Source organism: Methylobacter sp. (genome assembly GCF_030680395.1).
Lineage (GTDB): Bacteria > Pseudomonadota > Gammaproteobacteria > Methylococcales > Methylomonadaceae > Methylobacter_A.
This window is the reverse complement of the sequence record NZ_JAUXVR010000007.1, coordinates 315,808-328,344: the sequence shown is the minus strand read 5'-3', so window position 1 is coordinate 328,344 and position 12,537 is coordinate 315,808. Positions and strand designations below refer to the sequence as shown.

The 12,537-nt window shown below is 52.2% G+C and carries 7 protein-coding genes; 2 read left to right on the top strand and 5 right to left on the bottom strand.

The window, feature by feature from the left end; translation table 11 throughout:
* Positions 1–130: 130 nt before the first annotated feature.
* Together cysI and Q8L79_RS04150 are read right to left on the bottom strand one after the other, a co-directional pair.
* Positions 131–1,840, bottom strand: coding sequence for an assimilatory sulfite reductase (NADPH) hemoprotein subunit (cysI, locus tag Q8L79_RS04155; RefSeq protein ID WP_305268234.1), 1,710 nt, complete (start codon positions 1,838–1,840; stop codon positions 131–133).
* 315 nt (positions 1,841–2,155) lie between these two features.
* On the bottom strand, positions 2,156–3,934 hold the full coding sequence (locus tag Q8L79_RS04150; RefSeq protein WP_305268233.1) for an assimilatory sulfite reductase (NADPH) flavoprotein subunit: 1,779 nt from the start codon (positions 3,932–3,934) through the stop codon (positions 2,156–2,158).
* A 409-nt stretch (positions 3,935–4,343) separates the two neighbouring features.
* Between Q8L79_RS04150 and ald the strand changes: the two genes are divergently transcribed.
* Together ald and Q8L79_RS04140 are read left to right on the top strand one after the other, a co-directional pair.
* Positions 4,344–5,459, top strand: coding sequence for an alanine dehydrogenase (ald, locus tag Q8L79_RS04145; protein ID WP_305268231.1), 1,116 nt, complete (start codon positions 4,344–4,346; stop codon positions 5,457–5,459).
* A gap of 263 nt (positions 5,460–5,722) precedes the next feature.
* A complete protein-coding gene (locus Q8L79_RS04140; protein WP_305268229.1) occupies positions 5,723–6,106 on the top strand; it encodes a sulfite exporter TauE/SafE family protein in 384 nt (127 codons plus the stop codon).
* Between the two features lie 105 nt (positions 6,107–6,211).
* Here Q8L79_RS04140 and Q8L79_RS04135 read toward each other — a convergent pair whose 3' ends face one another.
* From Q8L79_RS04135 to Q8L79_RS04125, 3 genes are all read right to left on the bottom strand, one after another.
* Positions 6,212–9,886, bottom strand: coding sequence for a DUF3683 domain-containing protein (locus Q8L79_RS04135; RefSeq protein ID WP_305268227.1), 3,675 nt, complete (start codon positions 9,884–9,886; stop codon positions 6,212–6,214).
* A 502-nt stretch (positions 9,887–10,388) separates the two neighbouring features.
* Positions 10,389–11,126 carry a hypothetical protein gene (locus tag Q8L79_RS04130; RefSeq protein WP_305268226.1) on the bottom strand — a complete coding sequence of 246 codons (738 nt, stop codon included), beginning with the start codon at positions 11,124–11,126 and terminating at the stop codon, positions 10,389–10,391.
* On the bottom strand, positions 11,123–12,292 hold the full coding sequence (locus Q8L79_RS04125) for an AAA family ATPase (protein ID WP_305268224.1): 1,170 nt from the start codon (positions 12,290–12,292) through the stop codon (positions 11,123–11,125). Before Q8L79_RS04125 ends, Q8L79_RS04130 begins: the two co-directional genes overlap by 4 nt.
* Between the last annotated feature and the right edge of the window lie 245 nt (positions 12,293–12,537).

Genomic DNA, 12,537 nt, shown 5'->3' with positions numbered 1-12,537 from the left:
TTTTCTCTGTCACTTGCGGCTTAAGGGCTGTCCGCGATAGGCACGCACGGAGTAAGTGGAGCATCGGGGAGCGCTACAAACCCATAGCGGGCATAGAAAGTTGCCCTATATCGACGACAAGTTTGAACCGTCACCAGTGAAAATCCTTACCCGCCAACACAGCTTTGACATAACCGGCCTTGATCACAAAATCGCCGAATCGTTCGCCCGGTTCCCGCTCTTGGGCATACCGTTGAATAATAGGGCTTAGTTCGGCAAGAATCTGTTCCTCGTTGATGTTCTCGCGGTACAGTTTATTCAGGCGCTGGCCATAAAAACCCGCGCCCAGATACAGGTTGTACTTGCCCGGCGCTTTGCCGATAAAGCCGATTTCAGCCAGTACTGAACGCGCGCAGCCGTTCGGGCAGCCGGTCATGCGAATCAGGATCGGATCATTTTCAAGCCCGGCCTGTTTGATGATCACATCGAGCTTATCGAGCAGCGACGGCAAGTAGCGTTCGCTTTCAGCCATAGCCAAGCCGCAGGTGGGAAAAGCCACGCAGGCCATCGAATTCAGGCGCAACCCGGTCTGGTCATGAGTATTAGCCAGCCTGTATTTTTCCAGCAACGCGTCAATGACCGGCTTGCGTTTGCTGCTGACCTGACCGATAAGCAAATTCTGGTTGGCGGTGAGCCTGAAATCGCCGTCATGCACTTTGGCGATTTCACGCAGCCCGGTCATCATCGGGCAATCCTCGGTGTCGAGTATGCGGCCGTTCGGGACAAACAACGTGTAATGCCAGGTATCGTTAGCGCCCTCCACCCAGCCGTAGCGGTCGCCGGAATGTTCGAACACGAATGGCCGGGGCGGCTCCAGGTTCCAGCCCAAGCGCCGGTTCAATTCAAACTTGAGCCAGTCGACGCCCCGATCCTCAAGGGTATATTTAAAGCGCGCGTGTTTGCGCTGGGTTCTATCGCCGAAATCGCGCTGAATCTTGACGACTTCCTCGGCGACCTGCAACGCCTTATTCTTGGGGCAATAGCCGATCACGTCGGCCAGACGCGGGTAGGTAGACGTGTCGCCTTGGGTCATGCTCAAGCCGCCGCCGACAGTGACGTTAAATCCGAGCAGATGATCATCCTCGGCGATGGCGATAAAGCCGAGATCGTTGGCAAACAGATCGACATCGTTACCGGGCGGAATGGCGATAGCTATTTTGAATTTGCGCGGCAGGTAATGTTTGCCGTAGATCGGCTCTTCGTCCTGTCGGGTCGAGGACAGCAATTCCTCGTCCAGCCAGATTTCATGATAGGCGGTGGTCCGGGGCGTCAGATGTTCATTGATGCGTCGTGCATATTCGTAGACTTCCGCATGCAGCCGCGATTGATAGGGGTTGGGATTGCACATGACGTTGCGGTTTACGTCGCCGCAGGCGGCAATGGTATCGAGCAACGCGGCGTTAATTTCGGCAATGGTTTTTTTCAGGTCGCGCTTGACGATGCCGTGCAGCTGGAAAGCCTGCCTCGAGGTCAATCGGATAGTATTATTGCACCAGGTGTTGGCGATGCGGTCCACTTCCAGCCATTGCGTCGGAGTACACACCCCGCCCGGTACGCGGATGCGCACCAAAAACTGGTAGTGCGGCTCCAGTTTTTGCCTGCGGCGTTCGTCCCGCAAGTCGCGGTCATCCTGTTGATAAATGCCGTGATATTTGGACAGCTGAGTGTCATCCTCGGCCAGTGCGCCGGTCAGCGGGTCTTGCAGACTCTTGACCAGCGTGCCGCGCAGATAATTGCTGGCATCCTTGATCCGCTCGACTTCAACCCGTTTTGCCAATTCTTCCGGAGTTAGTTCGGTCATCGTTTAACCCTCACAATCAATACACATCCCGCTGATAGCGTTACGCTGGTTCCCAAGCTCCTGCTTGGGAACCCAGTAGGCGAAGCTCTCGGCAACTGCTCCCTGCGTTGCTCTACCTCCTGCATCCATGCAGTCGCAGCTTCGCGAGACGGAAGCTGGAGCTTCCCGCGTTCTCACGCGCTGCGTCCTACGTCGATACACTCCGCATTTCGACACGTTGCCCGTGACTCGCGGTGCAGCGCGCCTTGACTGCATTCCCACGCAGCGCGTGGGAACGAGACATACGTTACATAGGTCATCGTTTAACCCTCTCATTTAATACACATCACGCTGATAGCGTTTGGTCTTTTGCAGATTTACGACATAGCCTTCCGCATTGTCCGTACCGATTTCAGCCGCCACTATTTTCAGCAACGCCGCATGCACATCATGGGCCATCCGTTTTTCATCGCCGCAGACGTAAAGATGAGCGCCCTCCTGCAACCACGCATACAGTTCCTTGCCGTGTTCGTCCATCAGATGCTGCACATAGATTTTCTGTTGCTGATCACGGGAAAAGGCGACGTTCATGCGAGTCAACACCCCGTTTTTCAGGTAACGCAGCCATTCGGCCTGATACAGAAAATCGGTCTCGAAATGCTGATCGCCGAAAAACAGCCAATTTTTACCGGTCGCGCCCACCGCTTCACGCTCTTCGACAAAAGCGCGAAAAGGCGCAATGCCGGTACCGGGACCGATCATAATAATCGGCGTGGCAGGGTCGGCAGGAAGCTTGAAATTAGTGTTGTGATCGATATAAACGGGGATAGTCGCATCCTCGCCGATACGGTCGGCCAGAAACGTCGAGCCAACGCCTTTACGGTCCCGACCGTGCGCCTGGTAACGCACCGCAGCCACCGTTATATGCACTTCGTCGGGATGCTGTTTCAGACTGGAGGCAATTGAGTACAAACGGGGCGGCAGCTTTCGCAGGCAGTCGACGAACGCCTGCGGCGACAGACTATCCGATGGAAAATCGCTTACCAGGTCAATAATTTCACGGCCATGCAGATAGTCGTTCAGTTTTTGCTTGTCGTGCAGCAATTGATCCAGTTTCCGATTATTCGCTAATAAGGCGTAATTCCGTATCACCGGTCGGGTAATGGTGGTGGCTTCATAATGACTGAACAGCGCGTCATAAAGGAAGCAATCCTTCTCATCAAACGTAATCCGTTCCGTACCGTCAAAGTGCAGCGTCTGCAACAGGGCATCGATCACATCGGGCGCATTGGTCGGATAAACGCCGAGCACATCGCCCGGCTCGTAGGTCAGGCCGGAACCGTCCAGCGACAATTCCAGATGATGGGTTTCCTTGATCGAGCCCCGCCCGTTCAGCACGATATTTTCCAGCAACAGCGCAGGAAACGGATGCTTGCGGGAATAGACGGATGTGCTTGCAAGGGACGGCGGCGACAGCTCTGCCGTTTGGGATTTTGTTTCCAGTCGTGCGGACAGTTCATTTAACACCCCATCCATCCAGGCTTCGGCGCTGGACTCGTAATCCACATCGCAATCAATTCTGGGATGAATCCGCGTTGCCCCCAACTCCTCCAACCGGCGATCAAAATCAATGCCGGTTTTGCAGAAAAACTCATAACCGGAATCGCCCAAGCCAAGCACGGCAAACTGCACGTGCTTGAGTGACGGAGCGCGCTTGCTGAATAAATGCTCGACCAATTCCCTGGCAGTGTCAGGCGGTTCGCCTTCCCCGTAAGTGCTGACGATGACCAGCAGGTTTTTCTCGGCCTTCAATTGCGGAAATTTATAATCGCCCATTTTTTTGACGACCGTTTTTAAGCCACGACCGGCAGCCAGGCTGTGCATTTGTTCGGCCAGCGCTTCACTGTTGCCGGTTTGCGAACCGACCAGAATGGTAATATCGGCAATATCGTCGGCGCCTGCGACGGCGGGTAAATTGTTGGCAACCAATCCGGTCAAATATCCCCCAACCCAGGCGGCTTGCTCCGGCGATAAAGCGGCAATAAATTGCTGGAGAAGATGATGCTGGTCGCCGCTTAGTGGCGTCTGATTGCGTTCAGGTAATAATATCTGCATAGAAATAACCCGGCTCTTAATGGATGTAGGTTAACGCGACATTTTGCAACTTTGCCGGTCAGACTACGCTATGTCAACCAGACCTACAATACCGGCCATTACGTAGATTTTGGCTGAAAAACAGACCAGTCCTTAAGGTCAGCGGCTTCCGGTTATCCGGTCAGATTATTTTTTAAAAAACGTTAGGTCGTCAGGCTCTGCCGAGCCCCTTATCGTTTTTACTAAAATAAACGCCGCATCCTCTATTTATCTCAGTATTTATAACTAATTATATTGATTTATTAAACCGGAAAATCGTACTAATCGGTCATTCGAATTATGCTACGCTCTTGTGTATTGCGAGTAAATTCGCTCCGCAACACAGACTTTTATTACCGCGCAATACATTCCACTCATCAGGAGTCAAATCATGTTAATCGGACTACCCAAAGAAATTAAGGACAACGAGAATCGAGTCGGTCTGACGCCGGGCTCAGTCAAGGCGTTAACGCGCCGGGGTCATCAGGTGCTGGTGCAAAGCGGCGCGGGCGAAGGCAGCTCGCTTTCGGACCAAGAATACCAGTCTGCCGGCGGCCAAATCGTTCCCTATGCAGAAGATGCGTGGGCGGCAGACATGGTGGTCAAGGTAAAGGAGCCGATTGCATCGGAATATCACTATCTGCGCCAGGACTTGCTGCTGTTTACCTATCTGCATTTGGCTTCGGATAAAGCGCTGACCGAGGCCCTGTTAGCCAGCGGAACTACCGGCATCGCTTACGAAACCGTACAAACCGAAGACGGCAGTTTGCCGTTATTGATACCGATGAGTGAGGTGGCAGGACGCATGGCGACTCAAGCGGGCGCAACCTATCTACAAAAATCGCACGGCGGCCGCGGTGTCTTAATCGGCGGTGTGCCGGGCGTCGCTCCCGCTAATGTCGTTATTCTGGGCGGCGGCATTGTCGGCACCAACGCCGCGCGGGTCGCGGTCGGCTTGGGCGCGCAAGTCACGGTGCTGGACATCAGCCATGCCCGCCTGAAATATCTGGATGATATTTACCGGGGGCAACTGCAAACCCGTATCAGTAATGAATCGACTATCGAAGAGGTTCTTGATACCGCCGACCTGGTCATCGGCGCGATTTTAATCCACGGCGGACGAGCGCCCTGGCTGATTACCCGCAACATGCTGCCGACCATGCGCAAAGGCTCGGTGATCGTTGACGTGGCCGTCGATCAGGGCGGCTGCGTGGAGACCACGCGCCCTACCACCCACAGCCATCCGACTTATGAAATCGACGGCGTGGTGCATTATTGCGTCGCCAACATGCCGGGGGCGGTGCCGCGCACCAGTACCTTTGCGCTGAACAACCAGACGGCCGGGTATGCCTTGCGTCTGGCAAACGAAGGCCTGGACGCGGTGCGTAAAGGTACGGCATTGCAATACGGACTCAACACCTATCGCGGGGCCGTGACTTATCCCGCCGTGGCGGAAGCGTTCGGATTGAAATATACCGACCCGCTGCAGGCATTGGCTAATTCCTAAAAATGAGTATACCCGGTAACAGCGATTTGAGATGCTGTTGCCGGGAACCATTATCTTAAGTCACTGACGAAAGAGCGACGGCAATGTCATCGTCAGCGCTATTGCGAGCATGGCAAAAAGCCGGTGCCTCAAAAAGATTTTATTTAAATCCGGCAACCCGTTATGGAATAGATAGCTGATTATTGGACAAGTTATGTTGTCTATATTATGTTGGCCGGCATCAGGAATTTTTATGCTCGTACTGAGTCAATAGGAGAACCCGGATGCCGTCATGGCTCATATTCGTGATTATCGGTATTATCGGCGGCATTGCCGCGGGCTTCTTCGGCATCGGCGGAGGCATCATCATCGTACCGGCGCTTATTTACTGGGCCGGTTTCTCCCAGCACATGGCGACGGGAACGACCCTTGCGTTGCTGCTTCCGCCTGTCGGCCTCGCCGCGGCGTTCGAATATTACCGGCACGGAAACGTAGATATTAAAGCGGCTGTCATTCTGGCCGCGACCATGTTCTTCGGCTCGTGGATTGGCGCTTACTTCGCGAACCAAATGGGCGGACCGCAGCTTCGGCTGATCTTCGGGCTTTTTGTTTGCGGCCTTGGCGTGTACCTTGTCTATGGTGCTTGCAAGCGGCTTGGGTGGATTTGAATGGGTTAACCGTCCAACTGCTGTTAATTCGCTGGTTCCCAAGCTCCAGCTTGGGAACCCAGAACGCGAAGCTCTAGCTTCGCGAAACAGGAAAACGGGGTCCTGTCAAAAATTAAACGCCTTAGCCTTACTCGCCTGCGCCTTAAACTGCTTCAACCAGGATTTCCCGGATAATTTCTCAGCCAACGCCACGGCAAGATGCTGCGGATCAACGCCCATACCCTTGTTCCGGCCCAAGCCCTGCATACAGGATGGGCAGTTGGTCAGGATGGTGGCCCTGCCTTTTTCCGGCATGGCTTCGGCCAACGACTCGCGTTTGCGGTGCAGCATAGAGGCGGAAATATCGGGGCGGGACAGCGACAGCGTTCCCGCCTCTGAACAGCAATTGGGTACCGGCTGAACACTGCCGAATCCGCCCAGTTGATCGAGCACATCCAGCGCTTTGCCGTCCAGCGAGTCATGGCACGGCGCGTGATACAGATAGCTCTCGCTGCCGGTGCCTTCCAATTGCAAGTCCCGCTCCAGCGCATAACGGGTTATATCGACCAGCCTGCCGCCGAACAACTTGGCCGCTTCCATCTCGTTCAAGCCCTCGCGGCAAGTCCCGCAAGTCACCACGCAGCCGTCGAATTCCAGGTGGGTGAACATGTCCCGGATTTGATTAAGCTGAATCGTCACGCGCAAACTGTTCTGCGAATGCATTTCGGCCTGGCCGTTGGCGTAGGCCGGAAATCCGCAGCACAGGAAAGGCGGCGGTAATACCACCCGGGTTTTCAAGCCCATCAGGACATGGATCGCAGCCATTGAGATGTCGGACACCATGCGCTCGGAACCGCAACCCGGAAAATAGAATACGGTGCGTTCAGCCTCCTGATCGGGTTCAAACACCAAAACCTGGTCAGGCTTGCAGTCCGGCAACAGGTCCCGCAAGGTTTTTGCCGGTACTGTCGGCATCGGCGAACTCAGCAGTTGCAACGGGTAATGCTTGGACTGGCCTTTTTTCGGTTGCAGCGGCTTGGACAATGCCGCGCCCAACTGCTGTCCGACAAAACCGGCCCGAAGCACGCCGAAACGGAACACTTTATTGAAAGTCGGCGAGTCGCTGTGCAAATAGCGCAGCGTCATCTTGGTCGCAGCTGCCGTGTGCTTATAGCCCCAGTCGGCCAGAATCCGGCGTTCCAGCACTGACACGTCGGCGGAATCAATATCGACCGGGCACGGTTTGGCGCATTTGTGACAGGTCGTGCAATGATCCGACACTTCTTCCAGCCATTGCAGCAATTCGAATTTTGTCGAATATTCGCGCTGCGCATCAAACAGCAAGGCTTCGATAATCGCGCCGATCGCCAGGTTCTTGTTGCGCGGATGATAAAACAGACTGCCCGCCGGATGGAACACGCCGCAATCGGGCTTGCATTTTCCGCAGCGCACGCAATGGGCGATTTTGTTCGCCAGCTCTTCCAGCTGGCCGTGGCGCAGAATGCGCGCTTCCAGTCCCAACAGGTTGAACGATGGCGTGAAGATATGTTCCAGCACGTCGAAATCTTCGAGCTTGCCGGGATTCATCAGTCCGGCCGGGTCGACTTCGCGGCGATAGGCGCTGAGCGCCGCTATCCGTTCCGGTTCCAGATACTTGAGTTTAGTGACGCCGATGCCGTGCTCGCCGGACACAACGCCACCCAGTTCGACGACTTTAAACATGACTTGATCGATGACTTCGCCGGAGCGTTCCAGCATGTCCCTGTCGTTGGACAGCACCGGCAAGTTCACATGCACGTTGCCGTCTCCGGCGTGCATGTGGGTCGCCAGCACGATGCGCCGGTCGCGCACTTCCTGATAGGCAAGGTCTACGGCGGCAATAATTTTAGGAAACCCGCGCGCCAGCTCGGCGAATTCCTGCCTGAAATCGTTGATGATAGCCAAGCTGCGCAAGGTTTTATCATCGGCTATAGGTAGTGCGTTTTTGGCGGTCGTATAAAGATACAGCGCAACGCTGGACCGGGTCGTAAATGAATCGGCGTTGTCTTCAACCGGCGGTTCGCGAAATAAAGCGGCCGCCCGATCCAGAAATTTCATCTGCGCATAACGTTCTTCTTCTACGTTGACCTCTTCGATAAAACGGGCAAATTCGGCCAGCGTTTCCAATGGGATCACGACGTCTTCATTCAGCTTAAAAGCATTAGTGCGCCGGGCAATCGCACCGAATTTTTTACGATCGGCCCAGTAGCGCTCCGCCTCGGCGGAATCGTGCGCTTCAAAAAGCTCGCTGTTCGGATACTGATCCAGAATCGCGCGTATCTTGTCGATACCGCGTTGCGCCTGATCTAAAGAATGTCCGGCAACATCAATCAGCAGTACCGCTTTCGGCGTTTTGAACCGGCTCGATTTGACCTGATAGTCGATTGCGCGCACATACTCGTCGTCGAAATGTTCCAGCGCCACCAGTGTATCTTCGCCTTGATCGGGAAACGGAAACGCCTTGGACAGCTCGACAATCACGCGACTGGCTTCTTCCATATCCTGCCCGAAAAACTCCAGGCAAATCGTGCGCGTGGCTTCAAATTTCGGATAAAGGATGAATTCCGCCGAGGTGATAATGCCATCGGTGCCTTCCTTTTGCAGGCCCGGAACGCCGCCCAACGCCTTGTTGGTGATGTCTTTCCACAGGCCTTTCTTCCTGATCTCGCTGCCCTTTAAAACAATGACCTTGATCGACTCGCCGCTCTTTTCGTCAGACACTTCGAAAGTCACTTGATCTTCCGGCAATATTTTTCGTAACTGATGGTCGATTCTTCGCACCACCCAACGTTTGCCGCCGGGCATCGCCATCCGCCAGGAAATCAGGTTGTCGATGCAGGTACCCCAACGCACCGCGCACTTACCGCCGGCGTTTTCGGAAATATTGCCGCCTATAGAAGATGCCCAGGCGCTGGTGGGGTCAGTTGCAAATACCAGGCCCCGGTTACTGGCGTATTGATGGGCTTTTTCGGTAATAACGCCGACTTCAAGCTCAAGCACCTGAGCCACGGCCATCTGTCCATCCCAAAGCTTAAATTCCATATCGCGCGTGCCGCGAATGCGGTCAAGCTTTTCGGTGTTAATGACTACGCAATCCGAACGTAGCGGAATCGCGCCGCCGGTCAGCCCGGTACCGCCGCCGCGCGGCACCGCTTTCAGGCCCATTTTGGCAATGGCGGCCAACAGCGGCGCCAGCTGCTCTTCTTTATCGGGCATCACCACCGCTACCGGCAGATACAAACGCCAGTCGGTCGCATCGGTGGCATGAGAGACCAGAGTAAACGGGTCAAACAATACGTTATTGACGCCGGTAACAGCGCCCAGCTCTCTTTTCATCCGGCGACGCAAGCCCGGCACTTTTTCGACATCCTTACGAAAGTCGTCCAGCAGTTGGCGGGAAGCGACCAATACCTTATGCACCCTGGCTTCGTCGCCGATATTCTGTTCGATGATGCCAAGATGCTTTTCGGCATTTTCAAACATACGCTTGCGCCTGCTGGCCGAGGTTACCAGTTCCTGGAACAGGTAAGGATTACGGCGGTAAATCAGGATCTCGCCGAAAAAACGCATCAGCAACCGGGCGGAGCGCCCGGTGACGCGGCGGTCGCGCAATTCCTCCAGAATCAGGGCGATATCCGACCCCAGCAGGAAAGACACGACCTGCCAATCGTCTGCCGAGGTATAGTTAAACGGAATTTCCCGATAGCCTCTAGGAATGGTTATCGTAGCGTTAGATTCAGTTTTTAATATAGTTGGCGACATAGTTAATCTTATCCGGGGTAGTCAGCATAACGCATTGTCTCTTAAATGATTGAGACGGTGAAAGTATTCATTTTTCTGGAGTTGTATTCGTACCGTTGTACAGATAAATTATGACGAATATTCGGGGGCTGTGTGTAGCGGCAGGTTATAAGTTATGAGCTTTCTATTATTCACCACGAAGACGCGAAGAGCTCGAAGAAAAAGCATAAACTTCGTGTCCTTCGTGCCTTGGTAACGCTGAGATACTCTTTTTAAAGCAGGAACTTGACCTGAAGCCCCCTAAAAATGACAGATGATTCCTTTATCGTTAAAAGTCCTTATGACCCCCTGTGACGGTTAGATCTACCGCTAGCTCCCAAGGTCCAAAGACTGTGAAAGTATTGCCAGCCCTAATATCTTAATCATATGCACATTCTCCATCAACTTCCCAGACAACACTCATGTCATCACGTCCCTATCAGTCCGCATTAAATCGACAGCAAGACAATATTTTTAATCTACCTTACCCAGCTAAAACCTCATTCAGAGCTCGACCCAGCTCATCCTGAAATGCCTTAAAACTAGGCATAGCAGAAGCGCTGTCTACATCAAAAGGATTGTTTCCTAACCACTCGCACAGCTCAACAGTAGATTTGTGTCCGCCAAATGCGGCATCAAGCTTATTCTTGGCTGAATTTGGGGAATCGTCGTTTCCAGGTAAGTCTTCAAGCTTGTCACATCCTTGGTAAGCATGGTTTTTGGCTGCACAAAGTAACCATGCTTCCGATTTTGGTTTCGGCAACATCGGAACTCCCCTGGTAAATCCAGATCTCTTGAAGCCATCAACCATGGACTTCCACTTTGCAGCCCAAAGCCCAGCCTGGGTCAAGCGGGTACCGTCGCAGTCGCGAAATAAAATCGCTATAGCTTTATCCTTGCCTGTGCTTTCCCTTTCAAGAGCAATATCCCCAAGCATCCATGCGTTTATATAGAAATATCCAGTCTCCTGGTCACGCTTCTTACCGACCAATGACACTTTGCTGCTTTGGGTTGATTTTCGGCGGTCTTTTAAAGCCAATTCACTGACATATTGAAATACCCCCGGAATGGTTCTAGGCGAATAATACAACCGTGGTTGAAGCATCTGGTCTACCAACACCGCCATAGGCCCAACCTGAAATTGTTTATCCGAACAGATACTCTGTGCGTTGTTACATTGGCCAAGGTCTGTGGGACCTTCACCGCTCAAAATCACGATCATTTGGCGTTTACCTTTTCTTCTGACTCCTTTTCGTCCAAGGCCACACATTCCTGAGTTAAAGCAAACAAATCTGTATCAACAAACGCCTCACCTGGCCCCATGTAGTCGAGTTTTTCGCCAATTCTAGGAATGCTGAAAAACGGCCTTGCGCGAGTTTCGCCCTTATCATTTTTGTAGATGAACTGAACCGAATCACGAGCAGTTGCATCTTCCAGATAATTCAAAATCATCGGACTATGCGTGGTCACCAGAATTTGTTGTGTTGAGTTAACTAGACTATCGACCAGCTTTTCAACGATTTCCGGGTTAATGCCGTTTTCAATTTCATCCAGGAGAATAAGCGAATGATTCGAAGATGATTGGGCCAGAATGGCTAATATTCTTAATAAGCCATCATTAATATGCCGCGCCTCTGTTTCGATTTTCTGATGTTCAAATTTTTCGATTATAGTAAGTTTTTTCCAGCCTGATTGTTGGCTGGACACCTTGTAATCTTGAAGATTAGGGTAAAAACTTTGCAATAACTTAATTAATGACTCACGCTTTTCGCCTTTGATGCCATGTAGGAATGCGGACAGCTTTTCTCCTCCTGACCCTATATCCACATCAGAACTTCGAGCGCGCTGACGTAATAGTTCGGGGGATAACAATTCCAAAGATAGAATCCTACGCATCCCGTCACGAAATTCTTGTATCGAGTCTGTTAATACAGAATCACTCAGTAGGGAAAGAATTGATCCTTGGTAGTTAAAAGCAATATCAATATAACGATTTTCACCACTATTTTCGCCTATACGATATTGCTTGCTTTTTACCCTGAGCTGCTCAACCCCATCCACCGTAATCTCTTCTGTTGAACACAACAGCTCGTGCCTGTTAAATAAGCATCTCCAGGTTATCTGATTGCCGTTCTTCGTTTGGTATTCAATACCAAGTCCAATATTACTTCTTGATAGGAGTTTGCAATTTAACTCCTGAGCAGTCCATTTTCTTCGCTCCAGCCATTTATCAACATCGCCCTCCATGAGTTGGGCGATAAAATCGATTGCTTGGAGCACAGTACTTTTTCCGGCGCCATTCATGCCAATCAAGCAATTAAATTTACTCAATTTAAAATCGAAATCCGCTAAGGATTTGAAATTCTTGACTCCAATTCTCTTTATCATCTTAAATGCCTACTTTATTCTTCAGATCATCCACTGACAACCTTCGACTCTGTCGACAAATCGCCGAATTTGCCATAGTTTACCTTCACCTTCTCATCTAGGTCGAACTGGTTACTCTGTGCGCGTAATGCCATAGATGCGATTCACTGCCTATTATTAAAAATTGCCTGACCGCCGTTCTTGAAACTGCCCATTAATTCCAACTAAAACCATCGTTGCCAGCCCATAAAAATACCATGCTCAAT